Annotated in this window: 24 protein-coding genes, 1 tRNA gene and 1 pseudogene; 16 read left to right on the top strand and 10 right to left on the bottom strand. The window is 61.0% G+C overall.

Annotated features, from left to right (window positions below; genetic code table 11):
* Nucleotides 1-75: 75 nt before the first annotated feature.
* Nucleotides 76-1,908 (bottom strand): ATP-binding protein, encoded by a 1,833-nt coding sequence (locus tag F3J19_RS24130; RefSeq protein WP_240159195.1) that lies wholly within the window; start codon nt 1,906-1,908, stop codon nt 76-78.
* A gap of 81 nt (nt 1,909-1,989) precedes the next feature.
* Here F3J19_RS24130 and F3J19_RS24125 point away from each other — a divergent pair, with 81 nt between their 5' ends.
* The 3 genes and pseudogenes from F3J19_RS24125 (at nt 1,990) to F3J19_RS24115 (ending at nt 3,794) form a co-directional block, all read left to right on the top strand.
* Nucleotides 1,990-2,655 (top strand): response regulator transcription factor, encoded by a 666-nt coding sequence (locus F3J19_RS24125; RefSeq protein WP_167047110.1) that lies wholly within the window; start codon nt 1,990-1,992, stop codon nt 2,653-2,655.
* Nucleotides 2,656-2,788: 133 nt separating this feature from the next.
* A pseudogene (locus F3J19_RS32765) lies at nt 2,789-2,935 on the top strand (AraC family transcriptional regulator); the annotation flags it as partial.
* A gap of 157 nt (nt 2,936-3,092) precedes the next feature.
* Nucleotides 3,093-3,794, top strand: coding sequence for an HD domain-containing protein (locus tag F3J19_RS24115; protein WP_167047107.1), 702 nt, complete (start codon nt 3,093-3,095; stop codon nt 3,792-3,794).
* A gap of 33 nt (nt 3,795-3,827) precedes the next feature.
* On the opposite strand, the gene F3J19_RS24110 is transcribed toward F3J19_RS24115, so the two are convergent.
* On the bottom strand, nt 3,828-4,739 hold the full coding sequence (locus tag F3J19_RS24110; protein WP_167047104.1) for a LysR family transcriptional regulator: 912 nt from the start codon (nt 4,737-4,739) through the stop codon (nt 3,828-3,830).
* Nucleotides 4,740-4,876: 137 nt separating this feature from the next.
* Here F3J19_RS24110 and F3J19_RS24105 point away from each other — a divergent pair, with 137 nt between their 5' ends.
* Genes F3J19_RS24105 through dmpG form a run of 5 tightly spaced genes read left to right on the top strand, consistent with a single transcriptional unit; the run spans nt 4,877 to nt 8,764 of the window.
* Nucleotides 4,877-5,107: a tautomerase family protein gene (locus tag F3J19_RS24105; protein WP_167047101.1), complete on the top strand. Its 231-nt coding sequence runs from the start codon at nt 4,877-4,879 to the stop codon at nt 5,105-5,107.
* Nucleotides 5,104-5,916 (top strand): fumarylacetoacetate hydrolase family protein, encoded by an 813-nt coding sequence (locus F3J19_RS24100; protein ID WP_167047098.1) that lies wholly within the window; start codon nt 5,104-5,106, stop codon nt 5,914-5,916. Before F3J19_RS24105 ends, F3J19_RS24100 begins: the two co-directional genes overlap by 4 nt.
* The gene (locus F3J19_RS24095) at nt 5,916-6,701 is read left to right on the top strand and encodes a fumarylacetoacetate hydrolase family protein (RefSeq protein ID WP_167047095.1); all 786 of its coding nucleotides are present in this window, start codon (nt 5,916-5,918) and stop codon (nt 6,699-6,701) included. The genes F3J19_RS24100 and F3J19_RS24095 overlap by 1 nt, the downstream gene beginning before the upstream one ends.
* A gap of 23 nt (nt 6,702-6,724) precedes the next feature.
* Nucleotides 6,725-7,684, top strand: a complete 960-nt coding sequence (locus F3J19_RS24090; protein WP_167047092.1) for an acetaldehyde dehydrogenase (acetylating) — start codon at nt 6,725-6,727, stop codon at nt 7,682-7,684.
* Nucleotides 7,685-8,764, top strand: coding sequence for a 4-hydroxy-2-oxovalerate aldolase (gene dmpG, locus F3J19_RS24085; RefSeq protein ID WP_167047089.1), 1,080 nt, complete (start codon nt 7,685-7,687; stop codon nt 8,762-8,764).
* Between the two features lie 30 nt (nt 8,765-8,794).
* On the opposite strand, the gene F3J19_RS24080 is transcribed toward dmpG, so the two are convergent.
* A complete protein-coding gene (locus tag F3J19_RS24080; protein WP_167047087.1) occupies nt 8,795-9,274 on the bottom strand; it encodes a MarR family winged helix-turn-helix transcriptional regulator in 480 nt (159 codons plus the stop codon).
* 356 nt (nt 9,275-9,630) lie between these two features.
* On the opposite strand from F3J19_RS24080, the gene F3J19_RS24075 reads away from it, so the two are divergent.
* From F3J19_RS24075 to F3J19_RS24050, 6 genes are all read left to right on the top strand, one after another.
* Entirely contained in the window at nt 9,631-9,999 is a 369-nt protein-coding gene (locus F3J19_RS24075; protein WP_167047084.1) for a RidA family protein, read from the top strand.
* A 39-nt stretch (nt 10,000-10,038) separates the two neighbouring features.
* Nucleotides 10,039-10,932, top strand: coding sequence for a 2-aminophenol 1,6-dioxygenase subunit beta (cnbCb, locus tag F3J19_RS24070; protein WP_205193205.1), 894 nt, complete (start codon nt 10,039-10,041; stop codon nt 10,930-10,932).
* 122 nt (nt 10,933-11,054) lie between these two features.
* Nucleotides 11,055-11,139 (top strand) — tRNA-Ala (locus F3J19_RS24065).
* Nucleotides 11,091-11,816: a tRNA U-34 5-methylaminomethyl-2-thiouridine biosynthesis protein gene (locus F3J19_RS24060; protein ID WP_240159201.1), complete on the top strand. Its 726-nt coding sequence runs from the start codon at nt 11,091-11,093 to the stop codon at nt 11,814-11,816. The genes F3J19_RS24065 and F3J19_RS24060 overlap by 49 nt, the downstream gene beginning before the upstream one ends.
* A gap of 90 nt (nt 11,817-11,906) precedes the next feature.
* Nucleotides 11,907-13,367, top strand: a complete 1,461-nt coding sequence (locus F3J19_RS24055) for a 2-hydroxymuconic semialdehyde dehydrogenase (protein ID WP_167047075.1) — start codon at nt 11,907-11,909, stop codon at nt 13,365-13,367.
* Between the two features lie 31 nt (nt 13,368-13,398).
* The gene (locus F3J19_RS24050; RefSeq protein WP_167047072.1) at nt 13,399-13,845 is read left to right on the top strand and encodes a RidA family protein; all 447 of its coding nucleotides are present in this window, start codon (nt 13,399-13,401) and stop codon (nt 13,843-13,845) included.
* A gap of 8 nt (nt 13,846-13,853) precedes the next feature.
* Here F3J19_RS24050 and F3J19_RS24045 read toward each other — a convergent pair whose 3' ends face one another.
* Both F3J19_RS24045 and F3J19_RS24040 read right to left on the bottom strand, forming a co-directional pair.
* On the bottom strand, nt 13,854-14,681 hold the full coding sequence (locus tag F3J19_RS24045) for an alpha/beta hydrolase (RefSeq protein WP_167047069.1): 828 nt from the start codon (nt 14,679-14,681) through the stop codon (nt 13,854-13,856).
* Nucleotides 14,682-14,810: 129 nt separating this feature from the next.
* A complete protein-coding gene (locus F3J19_RS24040) occupies nt 14,811-15,413 on the bottom strand; it encodes a TetR/AcrR family transcriptional regulator (RefSeq protein ID WP_167047066.1) in 603 nt (200 codons plus the stop codon).
* A 150-nt stretch (nt 15,414-15,563) separates the two neighbouring features.
* Between F3J19_RS24040 and F3J19_RS24035 the strand changes: the two genes are divergently transcribed.
* Nucleotides 15,564-16,805, top strand: coding sequence for an epoxide hydrolase (locus F3J19_RS24035; RefSeq protein ID WP_167047063.1), 1,242 nt, complete (start codon nt 15,564-15,566; stop codon nt 16,803-16,805).
* A gap of 190 nt (nt 16,806-16,995) precedes the next feature.
* Here F3J19_RS24035 and F3J19_RS24030 read toward each other — a convergent pair whose 3' ends face one another.
* From F3J19_RS24030 to F3J19_RS24020, 3 genes are all read right to left on the bottom strand, one after another.
* Nucleotides 16,996-18,381 (bottom strand): carbohydrate porin, encoded by a 1,386-nt coding sequence (locus F3J19_RS24030; protein ID WP_167047060.1) that lies wholly within the window; start codon nt 18,379-18,381, stop codon nt 16,996-16,998.
* Nucleotides 18,382-18,584: 203 nt separating this feature from the next.
* Nucleotides 18,585-19,901, bottom strand: a complete 1,317-nt coding sequence (locus F3J19_RS24025) for an MFS transporter (protein ID WP_167047057.1) — start codon at nt 19,899-19,901, stop codon at nt 18,585-18,587.
* Nucleotides 19,902-19,926: 25 nt separating this feature from the next.
* A complete protein-coding gene (locus tag F3J19_RS24020) occupies nt 19,927-21,201 on the bottom strand; it encodes a serine/threonine protein phosphatase (RefSeq protein ID WP_167047054.1) in 1,275 nt (424 codons plus the stop codon).
* Between the two features lie 327 nt (nt 21,202-21,528).
* On the opposite strand from F3J19_RS24020, the gene F3J19_RS24015 reads away from it, so the two are divergent.
* A complete protein-coding gene (locus tag F3J19_RS24015) occupies nt 21,529-22,758 on the top strand; it encodes a TetR family transcriptional regulator (protein ID WP_167047051.1) in 1,230 nt (409 codons plus the stop codon).
* A 600-nt stretch (nt 22,759-23,358) separates the two neighbouring features.
* On the opposite strand, the gene F3J19_RS24010 is transcribed toward F3J19_RS24015, so the two are convergent.
* Both F3J19_RS24010 and F3J19_RS24005 read right to left on the bottom strand, forming a co-directional pair.
* A complete protein-coding gene (locus tag F3J19_RS24010; protein ID WP_167047048.1) occupies nt 23,359-24,474 on the bottom strand; it encodes a porin in 1,116 nt (371 codons plus the stop codon).
* A 192-nt stretch (nt 24,475-24,666) separates the two neighbouring features.
* Nucleotides 24,667-26,247, bottom strand: a complete 1,581-nt coding sequence (locus F3J19_RS24005; protein ID WP_167047045.1) for a gamma-glutamyltransferase — start codon at nt 26,245-26,247, stop codon at nt 24,667-24,669.
* Nucleotides 26,248-26,326: the final 79 nt, after the last annotated feature.

The following is a 26,326-nucleotide window of genomic DNA, read 5'->3' as shown; positions in this document are numbered from 1 at the left end:
ATTTACCCGGCAAAGCTGTCGGCGTGGTGCGGCGCCTCGCATGAGGCCGCGGGATGGTGAGATGGCGAGACGCGCTCAGCCGGGCGGCGCGTCGATCAACGCACGGAGTTCCTGCGGATCGAGCGGTTTGTGCATGACGCGAAAGCCGCTCGACGACGTGGCATTGATGCCGTCTGTCGAGGTATCCCCGGTAATGATGATTGCCGGTATTGTGCGATCGATGGAATCGAATACGGCATGGATAATATCGGTGCCGCTGACGTGCCTCGTCAACCTGAAGTCGGTCACGAGCATTTCCAGCGCGTCGCGATGCGACTTTGCCGCCGCGACCGCGTGTTCCAGCGATTGTGCGGTGATCGCCGTGTGTCCCCACGCCCGCAGCAGGCTCTCCATGCTGGACAGCACATCGCGGTCGTCGTCGACGACCAGAATCGTCTTCTGCCGGCGCTCCCGGGCCGGCAGGCCGAGCCGTCCCTCTCCCCTGGCGCCGGGCGTCATGGCATGCGGCATCGACCGCAGCCGCACGGAGAATCGCGAGCCGCGCCCCGGCACGGAACGAACATGGACACGGGCTCCCAGCAGTGCCGCCGTACGCTGCACGATGGCGAGGCCGAGGCCCAGCCCTTGTTCCCGGTCGCGTGCCGCATTATCGACCTGATAGAACTCGCGGAAGATGTTCGATAGCTGATCGGGCTCGATGCCGATGCCGGTGTCGAATACCTGGATCTCCACATGGTCGCCGCGATGCCGGCTGGCAACCAGAATGCCTCCGCGGCGGGTGTAGCGCACGGCATTGGACAACAGGTTCGAGAGCATGTTGCGCAGCAGGACGGCATCCGTTTCCAGCCAGATCGAAGTCGGCCTGATTCTGAGCGTCAGGCCTTTGGCCGTCACCGCCTGCAAAAACTGGTTCTCCAGCGCGTCCAGTTCATGCTGCAACTCGAAGCGGCGCGGTTCGACTTCGACGACGCCGGCGTCGAGCCGCGAAATATCCAGCAATACGTTCAGCAATTGAGACATGCCTTTCAGCGCGGTCCGAAGCCGTTCGGCAATGTCGTTGAGCGCTTCGCGCTCGACGGCCGGAGCCTCGGCCATCGCGCGCAGCGTCGCGATGTAGAGACCCAGCGCATGGGTCGGCTGGCGCAGGTCATGGCTGGCGGCAGCGAGGAATTGCGATTTGCTTCGATTGGCGAATTCGGCCCGCTCCTTTTCCTCGGTCAACTGCCGGATCAGGCCGATATTTTCGAAGCGCAAGCAGACGGTGTCCCGCACGGTGTGCTGCAGCGTTCGGCTGAAGGCGAGATTCACCCCCAGCAGAAACAGCGAAAGGAATCCCAGCACCGAGAACAGCGCGTTGCCGTACGCAAACGAGCGAATGGCAAACGGCAGGACAGTCAGCAGTGCAAACGTGACGTAGGTCGGCCACCAGGAGGACAGTGAGGCAACCGAACCGCCGGTCATGCCTGCCAGCACGATGCAGGTCAGTACTGTCACGATGGTGTTGTCCGGGGCGAAGAACAGAACGCCCATGGAACCCCACAGACAGCCGGACAGGGCGGCGAAGAAGGTGTAGCGCATCGCGCGGCTGTTCGCTGTTTCTACCGGGTGCCTGGCGGTCCGGCGATCTCGCCATATCATCACGAAACGAATGCTCGTCAACACGTAGATCGCGGCAGCCCAGGCAAGCAGATCGTGCCGAGGAACCTCGTGCCACAGCAGGAAGATCGTCAGGCTGACCACCGCGAGATTGCCGAAGAGAATCGGCGGCGACTGGCGATACAACGTATTGATCAGTTCCAGTCGCACGTCGGCACTATGTTCTTGAGGTATCTTTCTTCTCGCCATCTTGAAGATGTTTTTATCTGAACTTGTGTGGAATCGGGCTTTTCGTAAAATACCGTCGGCCATAGGGGCAGTGTATCGGACACTCGTCCGGCATTGTCGTAAGAACGCGGGCTGTCAGTCGGCTCGAAAAACAGCGAAAGAAAAATGAAAAATATCGTACTGGCTGAAGATCACGCCATGATCCGCGACGGGATGAAATTGCTGTTGATGACCCAACCCAACTGGCGCGTTGTGGGCGAAACGGGAGACGGGGCGGCCGTGAGTCGACTCGTACGCGAGACGCGAGCGGATTTGTTGCTGCTCGATCTGGATTTACCCGGTTGCCGCGGCCTCGATCTGGCCCAGCAAATCAAGACCGAATCGCCGGGAACCGGAATCCTGGTCGTTACGGGCAACCAGAATGCGTCCGCGGTGCGATCCGCGCTGGCTGCCGGGGTGGACGGATACGTGCTCAAACACGAGGACAGCAGCGAACTGCTGCAGGCCATTTCCCTCGTCTTCTCCGGCACCCGCTACGTGAGCAAGGTACTCGCCCACGCGCTGGAAAGCACTGACCACGGCGCTGGGCAATCGATGACATCTCGCGAGAAGGAGATTCTCGTCCTGATCGCAAACGGATACTCCAGCCAGGACATCGCGAGAAAGCTGACGTTGAGCGTACTCACCGTGAGAAAACATCGGCAGAACCTGATGTCGAAGCTGGCGTTGCACAACGTGGCCGAACTGACGGCCTATGCGATCCGTGACGGTTTGGCCTCCGCGGTGCCGGAGGTTGTCCCGTCCGTTCGGACCGATTGCGGCACGACTTGACCTCCGGGGGCATGGTCTCGTGCCGCCGGCGCCACCTGTCGTGTCTGGAGACCGGCAAGGCTCAGCTGAGCCGGGAGAGGGTGATCCGGCTCGCGGGATACCTCGATATCCCGCTGCAGGATCGAAATACGCTGACGGGCACGACACGCCCGAACGGGTCACCGCCCAATGCAGATTCTCCCATGTCGACACGCTGAGACAATCCTTTGCGAGGCATGTCGGGATAACGCCGGCTGAGTATCGGAAACGCCTGGTGTACATGGCTCGAATCGATGCCTGATCGGCACGCCACATGCGATGGCAGGAAACGACGGTCGCCTGGCAGAAATGCCTTGCATTCGACTATTGAGGGAGCAGTGCGATATCGCAATACTTGAACCCGATAAAGCGGGCTCGTACCCGCGAGTCATGTTACCTACCTCAAAAGGAGTCATCCTATGGCCACTACCATTGCCGGAATCCGGATTCCCGACAGCGCGATGGCACGCGCGGCGACCGAATTTGTTCGCGACACCGAATCGGACCTGCTCTATAACCATTCGCGGCGCGTGTTTCTTTTTGGTGCCCTTACCGGAGAGAGAAAGCAGTTCAAATACGATGCGGAATTGCTCTATATCGGCGCGATGTTTCATGACATCGGTTTGGTCGATGCCTATAGCAGCAAGGCGGACCGCTTCGAAGTCGATGGGGCGAATGCGGCGCGAGATTTCCTCAGGCAGTACAACGTGAGCGAGTACGACATCGAGCAGGTATGGCTGTCGATCGCATTGCATACGACGCCCGGCGTGCCGGAACACCTGAAGCCGGTGGTCTCGCTGGTGACGGCGGGTGTCGAGATGGACGTACTTGGGCTTGCGTACGGCGAGTTCAGCGAGGAGCAGCGGGTGCAGGTGGTGGAGGCTCATCCGCGCGAAAAGGACTTCAAGAACGGCATCATCGATGCGTTTGCTCATGGCACGAAGAAGAAACCCGAGACGACATTCGGTAACGTCAAGGCCGATGTGCTCGATCTTCGCGACCCCACGTACAGGCGACTGAACTTTTGCAAGATCATTTTGACGTCGGCGTGGGACGATTCGAACGGGCATGTGCACGACACGCACTGCGCTTGCGGCGGCGCTGCTTCTGCAACGGTGTAATAGCGGCAGCAGTCGGGAAAGTGCCGATCGCCGTCAGGGAGCAGACCTCATTCGCGCCGACTGCCGGCGAAACGCCCGCACGACTTCCAGAAACGCCGTCAGCGCGGGCGCCGTATCGCCTTTCCGGTACAGGCAGTTCAGTTCGATATGGCGAAGACGTCGCGAACGCAATGGCCGATAAGCGAGGCCCGGTAGTTTGAGATTTGCCGCAGAGGCCGTTGTAATACAGACGCCGAAACGGCTCGCGGCAAGACTCATCGCGGTAATGACATCCTCGACTTCCTGCTCCACGACGAGCGCGATGCGTTCTTCGGCAAATGCGTCGGTGACTTCCTGCGCGAGACCGCGAAGCGCCGCATTGGGATAGAGAATCATGGGCTGGTTGTCCAGATCACCGAGCGATAGGGTGTTCTTGCGAGCGAGTGGATGCTGCTCGTGCAGGGCGACGATAAATTGTTCCTTCAGCACCATCTCTACGACAATGTCGTCTTCAGCGGGCACGTAGCGATTAAATCCGACGCTGATGCGGCGCTCGCGTAACGCCTCGATTTGGCCGGCCTTCGACAGGTTGTGCAAGCCGATTTTCACGCCCGGCCGATCTGCATGAAATCTTGCCAGCAGCTGGGGTATCGCATGTAGTACCCCTGACGTAAAGATGCCGACATCGAGCCTGCCCAACATGCCTTGGCCTGCCAGTTGGGTATGTTCCGTGGCGCGCCGCGTGAGCGTCAGGATATTGGGTACTTCCGCGAGCAATGTTCTGCCCGCTTCCGTCAGTTCCGCTCCCTTGGGGGTGCGAACGAATAGCGCCGCGCCCAATTCGTCTTCCAGAGCCCTGATATGCCGGGTCAACGGCGGCTGGGCCATATGCAGGCGTTGCGCGGCACGCCCGAAGTGCTGTTCTTCAGCGACAGCCAGGAAGTAACGCATCTGTTTCAGTTCCATGGACCACGGGTCTCCTTCATACCGAAACCGTATCGTAACGGCAAAAAACGGTATTGGACTGTATCCGGGCGGCCTCGGCAAGATGACGTACATCGCGGTGCCGTTCGTGCTCGCCGCTCAATCAGGATGGATTCTCTATGCCTATCGTGCACATTTCCCTCGTTGCCGGTCGCAGTGACGATGCCGTCAAGGCCTGTGTCAAGGCCGTTGCGATTGCCGTTCACGAGAGTATCGGCGCACCGCTCGACAGTATCCGCGTCTATGCCACTCAGGTGCCGTCCGCTCACTGGGCCGTAGGCGCTCAAACCAAAGACGAGCTGGTCGCGGCGAGTGACGTGAGCGCGTCTCCGGCTGGAGCGGTGAGATGAACGCCGGGCAGATCAAGGATGCGGCGTCGGCTCTGCGCGCCGCGGCCCACACGCATGCGTTTCTGGCGCCGTTGCGCGAAACGTACCCTGACATGACCATCGACGACGCTTATGCGGTCCAGAGCGAGAACGTCCAGTGGCGGATCGATGAGGGGCGGCGCATCGTCGGCGCCAAGATCGGCCTGACGTCCGTGGCAGTTCAACGACAGCTCGGCGTCGATCAACCGGATTTTGGCGTCCTGTTTGACGACATGAGCTTCGGACACGGCGAACCGGTTCCCGTTGGCTTGCTCACACAGCCGAAGGTCGAGGCTGAGATCGCGTTCGTGCTGGGCCGCGATATCCACGTGGGCGACGCGGGGCATGCAACGTTCGCGGATGTCGTGGCCGCCGTCGACTATGCGCTGCCCGCGATCGAGATCGTAGGCAGTCGCATTGCGAGCTGGAATATCGGCATCGTCGACACCGTAGCGGACAACGCATCGTCGTCGGCGTTCGTATTGGGGGGCCGCCCCGTGAAGCTGGATGCCTTCGATCTCCGGCTGTGCGGCATGCTGCTCGAGCGTCGCGGCGAACCCGTCTCGGTCGGGGCGGGGGCTGCTTGCCTTGGCCATCCGCTCAACGCGGTCACATGGCTGGCGCGCACCGTGATCGAGCGAGGCACGCCGCTGCGCGCCGGCAGCGTGGTGTTGTCGGGCGCGCTGGGTCCGATGGTATCGGTCGAGCCCGGAGACCGATTTGAAGCTCATATTCATGGTCTCGGTTCCGTCAGCGCTGTTTTTGAATCCCATTCGAAAGAGCCATCCTGATGAGCCAGATCCAATCCATTGCCGCACAACTCGACGACGCAGCTCGTCACGCGCACGCGATATCGCAATTCGATCCTCAGGGAGCGTTGTCGCTTGAGGACGCGTACGCGATCCAGCGCACGTCGATCGAGCGACGTCTCGTGCGAGGCGAGCGACGAGTCGGCGTAAAAATGGGCTTTACCAGTCGCGCCAAGATGGCGCAGATGGGTCTTTCCGATGTTATCTGGGGGCGTCTGACGTCCGCGATGCAGGTTGAAGAAGGTTCGGCAATCGACCTGTCGCGCTATGTGCATCCGCGGGTCGAACCCGAGCTGGCCTTTGTTCTGAAGCGGGGTCTTCACGGCAACGAGACGGGCCCTGCTGCGCTGGCTGCTGTCGAGGCGATCGCTCCCGCACTGGAGATCATCGATTCGCGTTACCGCGACTTCCGCTTCAGCTTGAGCGAGGTTATCGCAGACAACGCGTCGTCCAGCGGTTTCGTCATCGGGCCGTGGAGCGATCCACGCGCAGACTTCTCGAATCTCGGGCTCGTGATGAGCATTGACGGACGAACCGTTCAAGTCGGTTCTACGGCCGCGCTGCTCGGCCATCCGCTACGTTCGCTGGTGGCGGCAGCGCGCCTTTCCGCGGCGGCGGGTGAGCCATTGGAGGCGGGCGACGTCGTGATGGCGGGCGGTGCGACTTCGGCCGAATGGCTCAAACCCGGGCAGTACATTGGCGTGGAGATGGAACGGATCGGCCGTGCCGGTTTCCACACGGACAGGCAGCGATTGATCGGTCAGTAGGGCGAAGCGTTATGGAGGGCGGCATGACGGACAAGCTAAAGGTGGCAATCATCGGGTCCGGGAATATCGGCACCGACCTGATGATCAAGATCCTGCGTAATGGCCGGTACCTGGAAATGGGCGCCATGGTCGGCGTCGATCCCGCATCGGATGGCCTGGCCCGTGCCGCGCGCATGGGCGTGATGACGACCGCGAAAGGCATTGAAGGCTTGCTCGAGCTGGGGATGTTTGGCGAGATCGACATCGTGTTCGACGCCACATCGGCGGATGCACATGCGCGTCACAACGAGATCCTGCAGGCACACAGCATTCAGGTCATTGACCTCACACCGGCCGCTATTGGGCCGTACGTGATTCCGGCGATCAACCTGGAGTCGGAAAACGCCTCCAACGTGAACATGGTCACGTGTGGAGGGCAGGCCACGATCCCGATCGTCGCCGCGGTGTCTCAAGTCGCCAAGGTGCACTATGCCGAAATCGTCGCGTCGATCAGTAGCAGGTCGGCAGGCCCGGGCACGCGCGCCAACATCGATGAATTCACCGAAACGACGCGAGCCGCTATTGAACAGATCGGGGGTGCAACGCGAGGCAAGGCCATCATCATCCTGAACCCGGCCGAGCCGCCGCTTGCCATGCGCGATACCGTGTTCGTTCTGTCGGACGCTGTCGACACGCGCGCTGTCGATGCAGGCATCGAGCGCATGGTCGCCGCCGTGCAAGCGTACGTCCCGGGTTATCGTCTGAAGCAGAAGGTGCAGTTCGACATGATCGAACGGGACAAGCCATTGAATGTGCCGGGCGTGGGTACAAGACACGGCTTGAAAACCTCGGTCTTTCTCGAAGTCGAAGGCGCCGGCCACTATCTGCCTGCCTACGCCGGCAATCTGGACATCATGACATCGGCGGCACTGGCTTGTGGGGAAACGATGGCTCGCCGGCGAATGGCGGCCGGCGTGGCGCGTGGTCGGAAGGAGGTTGCGTAAGTGAACAGCATGAACCGCAAAATCTACGTTTCCGATGTCACTTTGCGTGACGGTAGTCACGCGATTCGGCATCAATATAGTATCGAAAACGTAAGATTGATCGCGTCCGCTCTCGACGCGGCCGGTGTCGATAGCATAGAAGTCGCTCACGGCGACGGCATTGAAGGATCGAGCTTTAACTATGGCTTCGGCTTGCATTCGGACGTCGCATGGATCGAAGCTGCCGCGGCGAGCGTCACGCACGCGAAAATTGCGACCTTGCTCATTCCGGGAATCGGCACGATTCATGACTTGCGGAATGCGTACGATGCCGGTGCGAGAATTGTCCGTGTGGCGACGCATTGCACCGAGGCCGACGTATCGCGACAGCATCTGGAGTTCGCAAGCAAGCTTGGAATGGACGCCGTCGGCTTTCTGATGATGAGCCATATGACGACGCCCGCCAGGCTCGCGGAGCAGGCCCGGCTGATGGAGCGCTACGGTGCAACCTGTGTCTATGTCGTCGATTCGGGCGGGGCGCTTGGAATGAACGATGTCAGGGAGCGATTCCGGGCATTCAAGGACGTACTGAAGCCGCAGACGTTGACCGGCATGCATGCTCATCACAACCTGGGTCTCGGGGTTGCCAATTCGCTCGTGGCACTCGAAGAAGGCTGTGACCGTATCGATGCAAGCCTGGCTGGAATGGGGGCAGGCGCGGGTAATGCGCCGCTTGAAGTGTTCGTTGCCGCCGCGGAGCGGCAGGGATGGCGTCATGGCTGCGATTTATACCGCCTGATGGACGCCGCCGATGACCTCGTGCGTCCACTTCAGGACCGGCCCGTCAGGGTCGATCGTGAAACGTTGGCACTCGGTTATGCGGGCGTCTACTCGAGTTTTCTCAGGCATGCAGAACTTGCGGCGAGAAAGTACGGGTTGAAAACGGTCGATATCCTTGTGGAACTGGGGCGTCGGAAGATGGTGGGCGGTCAGGAGGACATGATCGTCGATGTCGCGTTGGACCTGGTTTCGCTTGCCTCGGGCGGCGTACTGGCAACCGACGCCAGCAGCCATCGGCGATCCGCAACCCTGACTGAATGAATCGGTATGGGTGACGCTCGTTCGACGAAGTCAATCGCTTTCCTGCACGATCAGGCGCAGACATTTCAGGAACAGCGGGCGGTATTCCTGCGGCAGGCGTTCGAGAAGTTTCTTTTCGACGCTTGAGTCACGCGTCATCATTCGATCAAGCAGCGCCGCGCCGGCAGGGGCGAGAAATAATTCATACGCCCGGGCATCGGTTGCGGCCGGGGTTCGTTCGATAAGACGGTTGGCGCACAGCCGCTTTACCATCTCGGCGACGGTATTGCGGTCCATAAAAAGCTGTTCCGCGAGCAGGTTTTGACTCATTCCGGGATGTTGATAGAGGGCGATCAGGGCAGCTTTCTGTCGCGGCGTGACCGATTCATCGTGGAATTCCGAGGCAAACAACTCTTCCGCTTTGAAGTGAGCACGACGCAAGAGATGCGACGTCACTTGATCCAGCCGGAAAGCGTCCAGAATCTTCGTGGTGACTGGGGACAATTCAGGGTAGTTCTTTTTTTTATGCATATCGTGGGTTCCAGAGTCGAATAACAGGTCGCTCGCCGGTGTCCGTGAAGGCGCATAACGGGCAGATGGCTACAGTCGGTTGCCGACATATTATACGTATAGAGACAATGCGATTGATGCCGGCAGACTATCAAGGTGTTGGCTTGACCAGTCTTAACCAGGCATGATCTCGGAGTGAATTCGGGTTAATCCCAATAATTTTGGCTATTTTTAGTTTGACAGTGCAAGTTGTGCTACTTAGACTTTGAATTGCCATAGAGCGAATTGACTTGCTTATAAATGACGTGTACGTACTATTTGAATGTGTTTATGCCGGAATATCCGGCAGCGGATGGAGGAACGAGGTGCGTCGACTTATGAGACCTTCGGCATTGCCGGCTCCGAGGTTTCGCTATACACCGGTTGTCCGGGTAGGTTCTCTAGTGTTCGTGTCCGGACTGATTGGACTCGACCGGATGACGGGCGAATTGGCAACGGGTGGTGCGGCGGAGGAGACCCGGCAGGTGTTGCACAACTTGCTCGCACTTTGCGAGGCGGAGAAGTGGTCACTTAGAACCCTCGTGTTCGCGCGGGTATACTGCGCCGGCCACGAGAGTGCCGCAGCCGTGAATGATGCATGGGACGAGTTCTTCAGGAATGAGCCGCTGCCAGCAAGAAGCTTTGTCGTCGTAGCGGGACTGCCGCTTGGGGCGGCAGTCGAAATTGAATTCCAGCTAGTTGTCTGAAAGGAGGCAATCGTGAGCGGAGGTCGAATTCTTTCTGGCATGTTGGCACCGCATCCGCCGCATCTCGTCTACGGAGAAAATCCGGCACAGAATGAGCCGCGTTCCGAGGGAGGGTGGGAAGTATTGCGCTGGGCGTACGATCATGCTCGAGAAAGTATCGAGCGTCTGAAACCCGACGTCCTGCTCGTGCATTCGCCGCATTGGATTACGCAGGTCGGACATCATTTTCTTGGTGTTCCCGAGCTCTCTGGCAGATCGGTCGATCCGATCTTTTCAAATATTTTCCGGTACGACTTTTCGCTCAAAGTCGATGTGGAATTGGCGGAGGCCTGCTGCGAAGAAGGCCGAGCCCTCGGCCTCGTGACCAAAATGATGCGCAATCCTGCGTTTCGAGTCGACTACGGCACGATCGTGACGTTGCATATGGTGCGACCACAATGGGATATCCCCGTCGTCGGTATTTCGGCCAATAACAGTCCGTACTACCTCAATACCGGCGAGGGACTCGGGGAGATGGACATTCTGGGGAAGGCCACGCGCGAAGCTATCAGAAAGAGCGGTCGCCGCGCTGTGCTGCTTGCGAGCAACACGCTGTCGCACAGACATTTTCACGAAGAACCCGCACTCCCTGAAGACATGTCCAAGGAGCATCCCGAGCGCTACGACAGTTATAAATGGGACATGCGTCTGATCGATCTGATGCGCAAGGGCAAGATGCGGGAAACATTCTCACTCTTGCCGCAATTCATCGACGAGGCATTTGCAGAGGTCAAGTCAGGCGCGTTTACGTGGATGCACTCAGCCATGGGGTATCCCGAACTGGCGGGGAAGTTCTATGGATATGGAACCGTCATTGGAACGGGAAACGCCGTGATGGAGTGGCATCTTGAAGAAGCCGGCCTGGCGGCGCTCGAACCGGCGCTCCACGCCTGAGCAGCATTCATGACTGTGTACGGCGGTATGTCGTGCGCTTTTGCTACGAACATGAGCTGGAGTATTCCGTGACCATCGTATCGGCATTTCTCGTACCGGGAAGCCCGCTTCCTCAGCTGCGCGGCGATGTACCGCCGTGGCGGCGGCTCGCATCGGCAATGCGTGAAGCGGGTCAGGTCCTGGCGGGTTCAAAACCCGACGTTGTCCTTGTCTATTCGACCCAATGGATGGCCGTGCTTGACCAGTTGTGGATCAACCGGGCCAAAAGCACGGGACTGCACGTAGACGAAAACTGGCATGAGTTCGGTGATCTACCGTTCGACATATCGAGTGACGTGGAACTTGCTGAAGCGTGTGTCCAGGGTTGCAGGCAAGGCGGTGTTCATGCAAAAGGCGTCGATTACGACGGTTTTCCGATCGATACCGGCACCATTACCGCCGCAACCCTGATGGGGTTCGGGACACCGGATCTGCCGGTTGTCATTGCTGCCAACAACCTGTACCACAGCCCGCGGCAAACGGAGGCACTCGGACGGATTGCATCCCGCGCGGCAGATGCGGCTGGCAAGAAAGTCGCCGTCGTGGGGATCGGTGGACTGTCGTATTCGATGTTTCGCGAGCCGATTGATCCGAGTGCCGATCACATCATTTCAGAAGGCGATGATCGGTGGAACCGTCGCATTTTGCAGTTGATCGAGGCCGGAGCCGTTGACGAGCTTCGCTCGGCCATTCCCCAGTATGCGTCGGAGGCCCGGGTCGACATGGGATTCAAGCACTTCTTCTGGATCCTGGGGGCGCTGGATGGGCGGTTTTCCAGCGCCAGGATTCATGAGTATTCGCCGCTGTATGGCAGCGGCGGTACCATCGTGGAATTCGTGATCTGACCTTGAGATACCACATCGGTGGCATCTTTACCTGGTCATACTGATCGTATTGCCATCGGCTCAACACGGTGATCGTTTCGAGGAGAAGCTGTGAAGCATTTCAGAAATTTTGTAAACGGGGAGTTTATCGAAAGCAACAGCCGTTTCCCGAATCACAATCCGGCTAACGGAAGGATCATTGGCGAGGTACATGAAGCTGACCGGGAACTCGTGGATTTCGCGGTCGACGCGGGACATCGTGCGGTGCGGGGAGGATGGGGCAGGCTGAAGGTTGCGACGCGCGCGGCCATGCTGTACGGGATTGCTGACGAGATCGAACGCCGCTTCGACGACTTTCTCGAAGCCGAAATGAGTGATACCGGCAAGCCGGTGTCTCTTGCTTCAAATGTGGATATTCCCAGAGGCGCGGCGAATTTCAGGATGTTTGCCGACATTCTGAAGACGGCTCCGCTCGAGTCGTATAGAACCGAATTATCGGACCGCAATCATGCGTTGAACTACACCGTGCGCAAGCCACTCGGGGTCGTGGGAGTCATTTCGCCATGGAATTTACCGTTGCTTCTGTTGACCTGGAAAGTGGCTCCGGCTCTTGCATGCGGAAATGCCGTGGTTGCGAAACCCTCTGAAGAAACACCGGGCACAGCCACGTTGCTGGCCGAGGTGATGCATAAGGTGGGCTTGCCGCCCGGCGTATTCAATCTCGTGCATGGAAAGGGACCGGGATCGGCGGGCGAATTCATTACCACGCACCCGAAGATCAACGCCATTACATTTACCGGCGAGTCCGCGACGGGAACCGCAATCATGCATGCAGCGGCGAAGCATGTGAAGCCCGTCTCGTTCGAGCTTGGAGGAAAAAACGCGGCTATCGTATTCGCCGACTGCGATTTCGATAAGACCGTCGAGGGCATGATGCGTGCCATCTTTTTGAACAGCGGCCAGGTATGTCTGTGCTCGGAACGCATCTTTGTCGAGCGACCAATCTACGAACGATTCGTCGCAACCATGGTTGAGCGCGTCTCGGCTCTCAAGCTCGGAACATCGACGGATTCTTCGACGACGCTGGGTCCGCTCATCTCTGCGGCCCATCGCGACAAGGTGCTGTCGTACTACCAGCTCGCTCGCGAAGAGGGGGCGATTTTCCATGCCGGCGGCAGCATTCCCCAATTGGGTGGCGAACTCGATGCGGGTTTCTGGGTACAACCCACGCTTATCTCAGGACTGCAAGACAGTGCCCGGTGCATCAAGGAGGAGATTTTTGGCCCCATCTGCCATATCTCTCCCTTCGACAGCGAGACGGAGGTGGTCGATCGTGCTAACGACACCGAATACGGTCTTGCGGCCACGATCTGGACTTCCAATGTACATCGCGCTCATCGCGTGGCGGAGTCGATGAATGTCGGGACCGCGTGGGTCAATACCTGGTTCCTGAGAGACTTGCGCTCGCCATTTGGTGGAAACGGCCTTTCCGGCGTCGGGCGCGAGGGCGGTTTGCATTCACTCAATTTCTATTCGGAGCTGACCAACGTATGTGTAAGCGTAGAGCAGTGAGTGCCATGTTCCTTCAACAGGAGGTGAGCAAGTGAAGGACTTCCGGAACCAGGCAACGACGGCAACCGTTGTGCCGGGGCGTGCGACTCCCAGAGGGAAGTATCCGCATATCAAACGCGCGGGTGATTTTCTATTCGTCTCCGGCACGAGTTCGCGCCGGGCCGACAACAGTGTTGCGGGCGCGAGTTCGGACGAGCCAGGCGTTCTCACAATGGACATTCGCGAGCAAACGCGGGCGGTTATCGAGAACATCCGGTCAATTCTCGAGAGCGAAAAGGCGGGCCTTGAGGACGTGGTCGAAGTCTGCACTTATCTGGTCGATATGGGGGACTTCAAGGGCTACAACGAGGTCTACGCGGAGTACTTCGACTTTTCCGGGCCTGCCCGCACGACGGTTGCGGTCCACCAGTTGCCGCACCCGCATCTGAGAGTCGAGATCAAGGCGGTCGCTTATCGGCCGCTCACGGGTTCGGAGTGATCGAACGATCAGTGCTGCAGCCAGCCGCTGATGTCGTCCAGAACTTGCTGCTCGATCCCAAGAAAGCCGTGAGGCGCGTGGGCGCCGCATTCGGCTCGCTTGCTGCCGCCTCCCGCCGAACTGGAGACGGCGATGAAGGCGAAGCCATTGCCGGACGCGAGACTCCGTGCATTGCCGAATGGGGAAACCATGCAGCCGTCGTTTTCATTGGAGACGACCAGCACGCGCGCATGATTTTCCGGCCACGCGAGCCCCGATAGCCCGGCTTGCGAACCTCTTGCCACCGTGACGGGCGAGGTGAGGACGAACGCGTCGGCGATATCAGGGCTGCGCTTGAGCAGATTGCCGACCGTAATCGTGCCGCGGCTCGTGCCGACCAGTGCGATCTTCGCTTGCGGGTAGCGCTGCCGCAGTACCGAGATCGCGGCTGCGACGTCCTGGCGGGCCGGGTCGCTCAGGCGGAAGGGGTCGTCCATGCCATCCGGATGATCCGAAGGCGTGTCGAAGATCACCGCGGCGTCGCCGAGGCCGGTCCAGTACGAGGCAGTCCGGAGGACGAAATTGCCCGCCATTCGCATCGGGCCGCTACTGGCCAGCCCGACGTTGCCGTTGTCGCCGGCGAACAGGATCACGATCCAGGGCGGGGTGCTCGATGGCGCATCGAGCCAGATGCCTTGCGTGACGTCCGGCCGGCTCGGGATCTGGATCAATTCGGCGGCAGACGCCGTGCGGGCGCATAGCAGGGAAGCTGCCGCGAGCGTGGCCACGAGCAGCGAACGGACCCCGGCGGCCAGGACGGCCATTGGAGGAGAAGGCAAGGGCTTGCGGTGTTCCATCGTTTCCCCCGGACTGACGTGACAGGTCGCACGATTCTATCGCGTCCGCCCCGTTCCCAATTCTTTGGCAGAGCGAGGCGCGAGACTCACGTGCACTATCCGACCGGAAGGCTTCGGCGTGGAATACGATCAGCAGATCTGATTACTTACGCCAATACCATGGAGAAGCACGTCGAGTTGTTGCTCGATGTTTGCGCGATCGTAAGAAACCATCGCCACGCGCCAGAGACCTTGCAGGAAGGTGACGATGATGGAGGCGACCATCATGGGGGCCAGCGACGGCTGCAATAGCCCCTTTTCCTTGTCTTCGCGCAACCGGGTAGCCACTGCCGATTGCAGTTCCGTGAGGCTCCGCTCCGCGCGCTTGCGCAAGTCGGGATCGTCCAATACCTCCGGAGCTTCCATGGCGGCCAGCATGCACAACTTCGATGGGGTTGCGGAATCGTCCAGACAGTCAAGGACTACTGCAAAAAATGCCTGGACTCCTTCGAGCGCTGTCGGCGCGTTCGCGAGAGCTTCCATGCGCCTGGCAACGATCTGCTTTTCGTAGCGTTCAATGCAAGCAAAGTACAACTGCTTCTTGCTTTTGTGGCTATTGTAAAAAGACCCTTCTCCAATGCGCATGACCTTCAGTAAGTCACGCAATCCGGTCTGGGCATAGCCGCGTTGCCAGAATAGTGCGAGGGCGGCGTCAAGGGCCTCTTCGTAGTCGAATGCAATTTTCCGAGCCATAGTCCGATTTTCCTTAATTGTAACGACCGCTACAATTTCGTTGACGGCACGAATTTAGCGCACTATATTGTAGCGATCGTTACAATATAGTGCCGCCTAACTTCGCTGTCGAGCTGTATCGAGCGCGGGCAGCGCCCACCAGGAACCCCTATGAACTCTTCGATGCCCGTGCCTGCGCAAACACTCGTATTGCCGCCGGCGACCGAGCGCGTTACCCCGTTCGAACTCGATGTGCCTCAGGCGGCGATTGACGATCTAAAAAACCGCCTCGACCTGATTCGCTGGCCGGACCGCGAGTTGGTAGCCGACTGGTCTCAGGGCGTGCCTTTAGCCGCGGCCCAGGACTTGATCGCGTATTGGAAGCAAAGTTATGACTGGCACCGATTTGAGGCGCGCCTGAATAGTTTTCCGCAATTCCGCACCCGGATCGATGGGGTTGGCATCTACTTCATTCACGCGCGATCGGCGCATGAGAACGCCTTACCTATCATCATGACGCATGGCTGGCCGGGGTCCGTAGCCGAATTTCTCGATGTCATCGAGCGCCTGACCGACCCGACCCGGTTTGGGGGGAGGGAGGAAGATGCTTTTCACGTCGTTGTCCCGGCCATTCCCGGTTATGGTCTTTCGGACATACCTCGTGATCTGGGTTGGAACCCGAGCCGTATAGCGCGTGCCTGGGCTGTACTGATGACAGAGCGTCTGGGTTACCGAGGCTGGGTGGCCCAAGGTGGGGATTGGGGCTCCGCCATCACGACGGCGCTTGCCAGCCAGAGGCCTCAAGGCCTTCTCGCAGCCCATGTGAATCTTCCCATGGTCGTTCCCGCAGAACTCCCGTCAAATCCAACGAAGGAAGAGATGAAAGCACTGGCCGGCATCGAATACTTCGTCACCCGGGGCACGGGTTACGCCGATCAGATGAACACTCGCCCGCAAACCATTGGCTACGCACTCAATGATTCGCCGCTGGCACTTGCCATGTGGATCTATGAGAAGTTCTGGGATTGGACGGACAACTTCGGAAAACCCGAGGACGCTTTGACTCGCGATCAAATGCTGGATGACATTTCGCTCTATTGGTACACCGGTACAGGAACATCTGCATCGCGGTTGTATTGGGAAGGCGTTGGAGAAACCATTCGCAGCCACGAGTTCTTCTCGCCGAGCCGGTCCGGCGGCGGAAAAATCGAAATCCCCATGGGCGCCAGCCTGTTTCCTTCCGAGACTTTCAATCCACCTCGGGCGTGGGCGGAACAATCCTGGAGCGAAATTTTTTACTGGAACCGGGTAGACGCCGGTGGCCACTTCGCGGCGTTCGAGGAACCGGAAATTTTTTCGAAGGAAATGTGGAAGGCCTTTCAGCCGTTCCGGGCCTCGGTGAAGGGACAGTAAGAAAAGCAGAACGTTACCGAAAATGCGCTAGCCGACAGAGGCCGGGTTGGGCGGAAAAACTTCGATTGCCTGGAGCGGTTCGCTGTCCGATCGCCGCTCTGCGGCATGACGATTGGTGCGGCGGCGTGACGGCGGAAATTGCAGCGACTCAAGATCGACTAACAACGAGAGTCGCTGCCCTGTCGATTCCTTAGAAGAAAATATTCAGATTGCCGAGCAGATTGAGTGCCGAGCCCGTTTCCGGCTTATAGGCAATGCTGGTCGGATGGTTGACGTATCCGACGCCGAGACTGCCGTAAACGCCGCGCACGAGCCGCGCGCTCCAGGAAAGCGTAATCGCCTTGCTGTCTCGATGCACGAGATTGCCGGCCGCCTGCGAAACGCGGATCGCGTCGCTGCCCCACACGCTATCGGTCGCGACAAGCGAGATCAGATCGTAAGGCCGGCTCTCGAATATCCCTTTGGCGTACAGCCGTAATTCATAGTACTGCGAAACGGCATTCGCGTAAGGAGGCGCATACATGACCGAGGCTCCCGCATAGAGTCCGCGCCCCGGTGCGCCCGAAGGATGCGTCTGCCACAGCTGACGATCGCCGACGAAGTAGAGATAGCCGTTATGGTCGACGCGCGTGCCGGGATGCTCGTAGCTCTTGAAGTTGCTCGTGTTGTACGCGCCGCCGACGCGCATCCACGTCATCGGCCGGTCTGCCGCCGGCGCGCGCTGATAGCCCGCTTCGCCGAGATAGAGGGCGCCCGAGTTCGGCGTGGACCAGTCGAAGCCCGTGGGATTGTATTGGGTCTCGGCCTGCAGGCCGTCGGGATTGACGGAGCGCTGTACCGCACCCTGCAGGTACCACTTGTCGGTCACCCAATACTTGAGGTTGATCCCCGGAGTGGGCGTGCTATTGCTCGACATGCCGCCCTGAATCGGAATGCTGCCCGAAGGGCCGAACACGCTCGAGGCCAGGCTGCCGCCCACGTAGATATTGGCGAATTGCCACGTGTTCGTCGTATAGCCGAGCTTGAGTTCCAGGCGCTTGCTGAATAGCGTCTGGTAGTAGGTCATCTGCGAGAGACTGGTCTTGTTGGGGCCGAGCGGCGCCCAGGAAACCGTCGTGTTGATACCCGCGACGTAGAACTGGCCGTCCGGAATGCCGAAGCGCGAGAGATCATACGTCACGCCGGCGATAAAACTGTTGGTGTACGAAAAGGTTTGGCCGTTGTACTGCTGTGTGCCGTTATTGCTGCGCGCCGAGCCTTGCAGCGTGTTGTACGCCATGTTGAACAGATTCATGCCGATAAAGCCGATACCGGCGTCGGCCAGCGCGCGGCGCATGCCGAAAGCCTCGGGGTCGACCGTGTCGGCGGGGCCGGGCAGCGCGAGGTTGAAGCCTTTCGGCTGCAGCGACGCGAATTCGCTGCCGGGCGCCAGAGCGGAGGCGGGCGGCGTCGTGAGCGCGGCGGCGCGAGCGGCGTCGACGGCCGGGTCGGCCTGCGCGGAATTGAGCGTGTCGGACCAGGCACTTTCGGCGTTGCACAGCAACGTGAAGGCACCCGAGAGCAGCATCGCGCTCATGGCGGGACGGTGCGGGAGAAAGCGGCGTCTTCGACGCGCGGGCAGGCTCTGGCGAGTCTGTCGTAAGGAGCGGCAGTGAGCGTTCATGGTCGGAGCGGCGAAATAGCGTAGTGGAAGGGGGCGTGCGAAGCGGTTAGCTGTCGTGCTGGGGTTCTGTTGTCGTGATGTGGGCAAGGGCGCGGCAATCGCGCGGCGGGCGCGGATCAGTCGTGCTCCGCCATCGCGAGTTCGCGCAGCAGCGTGCGCGATCCGCTCGCGATCAGCAGCGCCCCGGCAATATAGGTGAGCGAAACGACGGCAAGTGCGTGACGCAAGGCATCGGGGCCGGCACTCGCGGCAAAGAAGTCGCTGAGCACGCCCGCAAGCGAGGGACCGATGCCCATGCCGATCAGGTAAGTGAAGAGCAGGAACAACGCCGAGGCCGTTGCCCGATAGCGGCTGCCCGCGAGGGACTGGATCAGCGCGTAGGAAGGGCTCGTCGAGAGACCGGCGAAGAACGTCATGGGCAGCGAGATGGCGAGCGCGATGTCCAGGCTATCGGTGTACAGGAACGCGAGCGTGAGCGGCGAGGCGAGCGCGAACGACAGCGCGGGCAGGCGCAGGCTCCAGCGCATGTCGCGGCGTGCGAGCAGGTCGACGAGCACGCCGCCGAACAGCAGCGCGGCGATAGTCGCAAGGCCCATCGTCAGCCCGTAGGTGGCGCCCACGCGCGCGGCCGTGAGATGGTAGTGGCGCATGAGAAACGCCGGCACCCAGCTCAGTACTGCGAATGAGCCCACCGAGCACACCGCTACGCCCAGGCAAAGGAGCAGGAACGCACGGCGCGCGAGCAGCACGCGGGTTGCGCGCCAGAGGCTTTCCTGCACGCGCGGTGCGGCGGCGTGCGGCTCCTTGACGGTGAGCCAGAGCAGCAGCGCGAGCAGCGGACCGGGCGCCGCGCCGGCAATGAAGGCCATGCGCCAGCCCCAGTGATCGACGATCCAGCCGCCGATGAAGCTTGCCGCCATATAGCCGCAACCGCCCACCACCACCACGACCGATAGCGCCGTGCCGCGCCAGCGCCGCTCGAACGTGTCCGAGACGAGCGCATGAATCGTCGGATTGCCGCCGGCCTCGCCGACGCCTACACCGAGCCGCGCCAACAGCAGCACGCCAAAGCTGGGCGCGACGCCGCACAGCGCGGTCATCGCCGACCAGACGGTCAGCGAAAGGCTCAGCACGCGCACGCGCCGGCCGCCGTCCGACAGGCGCGCGATCGGCACCGCGAGCAGCGAGTACACGGCGGCGAAGCCGAGTCCCGAAAGCAGGCTGATGCGGGCGTCGCTCACGTGCATGTCCGACTTGATGGCCTGCGTGACGATTGCGATCAGGAAGCGATCGTAATAGCCGAGCAGTGAAACCAGTGCGAGCAACACGAGAATGTAAAGCGCAGTGGCGCGCCGCGGCGGTGCGGCGTGGTGGCGGGCGTGCGCGGGTGAGACGCCCGCGCGCGGCGGTGCGATCGGCGTGGTGGTTTCCATGGCGAAGTCCTTGGTTAACCGTCGATCAGGTCGGATGTGTGCCGGCCGGCGTATCGACGTCGCCGTCGATGCGCGCGCCGCTAAAACGCTCGTGGAAGTCGCCGAGCTCGATCGTGAAGTCGTCGAGCGCGGCGATTTGCGCTTCGCTCAGTTCCGGGTGTTCCGCGCGATACCACGCGCCGTATTCGGGCAATTGCGAGGAATAGGTCTTGAAGTAGGTGGACCAGGCACGCAGACGCAACTGCGGGCGTTGTGCATCGAGATCGAATTCCATGAGGCGCAGCCAGCCGTCGCCGATGCCGTCGATCACGCGCGTATCGGGCGAGGTCATGCGCAGCGACTGCTTGCGGCTTTGATAGTTGGTGAGGAACTGATAGACGTCGTGGCCGTGCCGGTTCTTGTCGATGCGATGCTGCACGCCGTGAAAGTGGCCGTTGAGCACCGCGAGAATCGGGTCGTGCCGCGAAACGAAGCGCTCCCACAGGCGCTCGGGGTCATGGCGCTGCGGATCGAGACGCGAAAGATCGAGACATTCGATCGATTCGCGGCGGCCGTTGCTGTTGAGGAACTCGTGAATGGAAACGATCGTCGGCAGGCCAGGAAACGCGGCGAGCACCGATTCGGCCCATTCGATCACCTCGCTGTCCGGCGACATCTCCATGCCGAGATGCAGGAAGCGATAGCCGCCGCCGTTGAAAATCTGCGCGCTGTTCGCGCCGCCGCGCAGCGATGCCACATACCACGGCTGACCCTTGAAGAAGGGTGTGCCGGCGCCGAAGTTGCGCGTCCAGTTCACCAGCTCGCCGCAATGCAGGCCGCCGATGCCGCTGTAATCGCCGGGCACGAGCTCGCGCGCGCTGGGCGGATGGTTGGCGTCGGTCCAGAGATGATCGTGGTCGTGATTGCCGGGCACGACCGAGAACGGCAGCGTGCCCGCGATGATCTCGTAGGCGGCCTTCGCCGCGGGAATCTCGACCTCGACCACTTTCTCGGGCGAAGGTGGAATCAGCGAGTCGATGATGGGATTGGCGACGGCCTTGTCGCCGCGCGCAGCGTGCTCGCGGTCGAGCGCGTTGCTCACCGGATGCTGCCACATATCGCCGAGCCCGGTAGCGAAGGCGATTTCGCCGCCGTTCTTCACGGCGTTGCGCGCGATGTAGTGCATCATGTCCCAGAGAATTTCGCGGGAGTTGAACGGGAAACCCGCCTCGCGCTGCTGGGTATGACTCGTGTAGTTTTGTGTGTCGGGGATGACCGCGATGCTGAAGCGATGGCCCGGCGTGGCCTTGGATGACTGCATAGAAACTCCATGAGAGCGGACGTAAAGCGTCGGAGTCGAAGCGTGTCTGTCATGCTTCACGAATCAACTAGAACACTTGTACAGTATCTGGCTATTAAGGCGGCGCTGTGACATCGCACGGCTCACGCAGCTCCGGACGTAGCCTTCATCGCCAAGAAAAATGAGGAATATGACGTGAGGTTTACAAGATGTTGATCGGCTACAATCTCGGCTTCGAGCTGCGATCAGGGCGTGCGAAGCGGCCAGATCAACACGAGAGACAGGAAGAAATATGAAACAGTTGTACAGTTTTGGGCTGAATGGCCGAACTGCCCGCGGGAGGTGCCGTTGAGCATCGAAACCTCAGCAGGCCCGAGCGCGGAGCGCCTCAAGCAGGCCGCGTTCGATCTGGCATGCGAGCAGGGGCTCGCCGCCTTGAGTGCCCGCGCGCTTGCGTTGCAGACGGGCGGTAGCGCCTCCGCGATCAACTATCACTTCGGCAGCCGGGACAAGCTGCTGCTGGCGCTCCATGGCGAGGCCGCCGAGCGCTCGGCCAGGGCGCGTGAGGCTGCGCTGGAGTGCGGATATGCCATGGTGCCGGACTGGGCAGACTGGCCTTATGTGTTTGCCGCCGTGCTGCAGGCGCGGCTGGAGCGTGAGCGCGCGGCGAACCTGTTATTGCTCGAACTGGAGCACGAGAGCAATTCGGGCCGCGAGCCCGGCCTGCGTGAAGCCGCGCTCGGCGAAGCGCATATCGAGGCGCGATTCTGGTTCGAATTCGCGAGCCGCTTCGGGGCGAGCGAGGCCGCGGCGCGCGTATGGGCAGACTTCGCACTCGGGCTTACCGGTCTTCTGATTGGCGAAACCGAGGCCGTGGCTTGTGCCGCGTGGATAGCGGCGCCGGCCGTGCGACTCCAGCAGCGCCTCGGCAGGCAGCCGGTCGCGCTCGTCGAGCGCCGCAAGCCCGCCATGGCGGATCGCGAAAGGGCCGCGCTCGACGAGGCGCGCACGGTGACGGGGTCGGCGCGCGCGAGCAGGACCACACAGGCGATTCTCGACGCCGCCATGACGACGATAGCGAAGCAGGGCGCGGACCGCCTCACGCAACGCGAGGTCGCGACGCTGGCCGGCGTGTCGCTTGCTTCGGTCACCTACTTTTTTCGGACCAGGAACGATCTGATCTATGCGGCCTTCGATGCGCTGTGCCAGCGCATGCGCGCGCGGGTCGACGCGCTGGAGCGTCGTGCGGCAGACGAGTTCGTCGAGGCCAACGTGCTGCTGCAGAAAGGGGACGGGCTCGAGTCGCTCGCGGCGCTCAATGCGCTGCTACGCGCGGCGGCACGTGACGCCGCGCTCGCGCCCATTGCCGCCGAGATCCGGCAGCTACGGGGGATCGGCTCGTTCGTCATGCTCGGCAAGCTGGGCCTGCGGACCGACTGGGTCGATGCCTATGTCTGGGGCGTACTGGCGGCCGGCAGCACGCGCACGTGTCTGCTGGCGCATCCTCACGATCCCGTTGCGGCAATCGAGGCGGCGGCGGGGGAGACGCTGCTTGCGGTGTTCGGTGTGCGCGGCTGATGTCCGACTCTCCTTCGTCGGTCGATTTGTATTGATGGATGAGCGTGTTCTTGGAGTCGTTGCCTCGCAATCAGGTTCATTGACTCGCGTCTGTATGGATCACCGCGTAAGGCTGTGGAACAATCTCTTTTCCCACATAAATCACCAATAAAGAACGGAGCTTGTTATGACAGCAGAGCGCGAGACTCGTGCGAAGACCGTACTGCAAAGACTGCGCGATGAGATTGACGGGGATGCATGGCGGTGGCCTCGTCACCCCGGCCGCATCGACAAAGTGCGGCGCGTCATCGCGGGATGCGAGAAGCGTATCCTGGACCCTATCAAAAGCCGGCACGAGAACGTCGCGTGCAGCGGCGATGCGAATACTTGCCACCTGTTTCAGGCGCCGCCGACTTCCGGGATGCGTGATCGACGCCTATGCATGCGTCCCGGCTGTGGGCTTCGCAAGCGTTGAGAACAGGAGAGAGAAACCGCCTTTGAGGTCGGAGAAAGTTCACGACTACCGTTGATTGAACCGGGCTGGTACGAGAGGACGGCGCTTCAGGATGCGGAGCGACATCGAAAGTTCCATGGCCCGGATTCACGACGTGATCCGTCGAATCAGAAGCGCTGGAAAATGCCGGCCTGAATGCCCAACTGGTTCTTTCCTGCCAGCGTCATGCCGCCGACATCGACACCCGCCGTGCTGTTCTTCGAATTGAACATATAGCTCGCATTCGAATACAGGTAAGTATTCTTCGACAGGGCGTACATCGCCGAAAAAACAGTATTCGTTGCCTTCACGTCTTTTCCCGGGACGTCGACGTGATAAAGGCTGCCAATTAGCGTGAGTGCGGGCGTGACCTTCACGCGCGCGCCTCCCCAATAAAGATTGGAGTTGATGGAGTTTGCCAGGAACTCCGTCTTCAGAAGCCGATACCCCGCCATGAATACCCATTTGTCGACGTTGACGCTTGCGGCGGCCACGTAGCGCCTCGCGCGGTCTCCCGGGACGGACGTGGCGGGCGTGAGGCCAGCCGAGAGCGTGCCCAGCCCCGAGCCGGTGCTGGACAACGGCCCGTGCAGATTGTCGTAGGCGAGGACGCCGCTGAAGACCGGACCTTTGTACTGGGCCGTGAACGCAAGGTCTTTCGCTGTCGACGCGCCGCCGGCGGTGCCGCCAATCGGCGTGCCGATGCTGTCGTACCCCATGCTGTAGAAGCCGGTGAGCCTGAAGTCGCCGAGCGTGCGCGTGTAGCGGATGGACTGGTCTCCACGACTCACGAGCCCGGGGTCCAGCGTCGCCAGCGAATATTGGGCGTACGTGGTGGGATCGTAGCCGTTGAGCACGTCGTAGATGGGGTTGTATACGCGACCGAGCCAGAGTTCGTTGTCGTGCCCGCTCAGGCCGAGCGCAGCTTGCCGGCCGAACAGGCGGTTACCCTGTCCCAGGGTGCCCTTGGTTTCGTCGAAGCCCGATTCCAGCCAGACGGAAGCTTGCCAGCCATTACCGAGATCTTCGCGCGCCCGGATTCCCCAGCGCGATTCCTGGATATTGCCGTCCTGCAGTTGCACCAGCGAATGTGAAGTCTTGTTCGCGTTGGTCAGATATTCGACGCCGGCGTCGACGATGCCATAGAGCGTGACGCCGCTTTGGGCGTGGGCCGATAGCGGAACCATTAGCGCACCCGCCGTGGCTATCAGGGCTTTCGACCATGCAAGTCCGATCTTCTTCATGTTTTGTTATGCTAAATAATAATCTGTTGTTTGGATAACATTGAAATACGGTGTGCTGCTTGCGATCGACGTTCAGCGAACCTCGTTATCGCGGCGGTGCCACGAGAGGGTGGCTTGCGCAGCCGTAGCGAACGCAAGCCACCTCAGCAAGGCAGGGTGACGCCAAAGACTCAGCGCAGATTCAACACGAATTCAACGTGGACTCAGCGCCGCCGACCACGGCGAAAACGCATCGCTCACGCCTCGGGCGGTCACGCCGTCGAAGCGCTCGATAATGCTCGGGCGGGCGAAGTTGATGGGCAGGACGTTGTGGTCCACGACCTCGCATTCTCCGAGCTGGCGCAGCGTATCCAGCACGTCTGCGGAGAGCCTGCGGTCCGCGCTCAGGCGCTCCGGTCCCGATACGTCGATCCTCGGCCAGTGCCCGGCATCGCCCACGTCCATATCGAAGTCGTGCACGAACAGCAGGAGCTGTGCGATCGCGGCCATGATCCGCCGGCCGCCGGCCGCTCCGCCGACGACAACCGGGCGGCCGTCGCGGGCGATGATGGCAGGACACATGTTCGAAAGCGCCTTCTTGCCACCCGCGATGCTGTTCGATGTGCCCGGCCGCGGGTCGAACCACATCACCCCGTTGTTCATCACGAATCCGGTCGAGGGCAGCACGACGCGACTGCCCATCGACGACAGCAGCGTCGTCGTCAAGGCGACCATCGAACCGTTTGCATCGCAGACGTTGATGTGGGTGGTGCAGCCCTTGGGCGAATGCGGATCGCTGTCCTCGTGCAGGCGCTTGCGGTACGCCGACTTGAGCGCCTGGGCCATGCCGGCGTACCACTGCGCGGAAGGCCGGGTTTCGCTGCCGCGGCTCGATGGCGGCTGCAAGGCGGCGAGCGCGTCCGCGAGCGTCGGGCCGGCGTTGAGGCCCGACGAAAGCTGTATCGTCGATTCCCCCCATGGCACCGACAAGGCGCCGGACGTTTCGACCGCATAGGCTTCCAGTTCGTCGCGCCCGATCAGGCCGCCCATGCCGGCGATATCGTCGACGATGGTTTTCGCCAGGTCGCCGCGATAGAAATCGCGCCATCCCTGCTGGGCGATCTGCTGCAGCGTGTCCGCAAGGCGGCCCAACGGCAGGAACCCGGGCGTGCCCTGGTACGGCGGCACGGGCGGCAGGCCATCGCGCAGAAAGATCCGCGAAGTCTCGGCATAGCGGCGCATGATCGGCGCGGCCTGCGCGAGCATCAGGGTGGTGAACCAGTCCGAGGCGAGGCCGCGTTTCGCGAGGGCAATCGCGGGTTGAATCACTTCCGACAGCGGCATCGTGCCCCATCGTTCGAGCATCGTGCCGTAGCCGGCCACGGCCGTCGGCAGGCAGAACGACAGCGGCCCATGGGAGTTTGCGTCGTCTTGCACCTGCGGCCACGGAAACATGTCCGTGGCAGGCTTGCCGGTCAGCGGAAACAGCTCCGGGCGCAGTTTCTGCGGCGCCACGGGGCCGAAGTGGATCGAGGTCGCGGCCTTCTCGTCATGGCCCTGGTAAAGGGCGAAGCCGATGCCGCCGAGCCCGGAGTTCCAGGGCTCGACGACGGCGAGCGCGAAGGCGACCGCCACGGCCGCGTCGACGGCGTTGCCGCCTGCTTCGAGCACCGCCGCGCCGACGGCGGAAGCATCGTACGACTGGGAGACGACCACGCCGCGCGAAGATTCGGCGATGGGCTTTCTGACCGACCAGTTATGCACCGGGTGGTCCAGGGGTTCGTAGGAAACCATGTTGTTGGCGTCTGCAATGGTTACGTCGGGTTGCTATTTGAAGCGGCCTCGTTTTCCGTCGAGGTCAAGAAGGCCTCCT

The sequence above is a fragment of the Burkholderia sp. Ax-1724 genome, assembly GCF_011752995.1.
In the GTDB taxonomy this organism is placed as follows: Bacteria; Pseudomonadota; Gammaproteobacteria; order Burkholderiales; family Burkholderiaceae; genus Paraburkholderia.
Note: the sequence above shows the minus strand (reverse complement) of the source record. Positions and strands in the feature narration are given on the sequence as shown.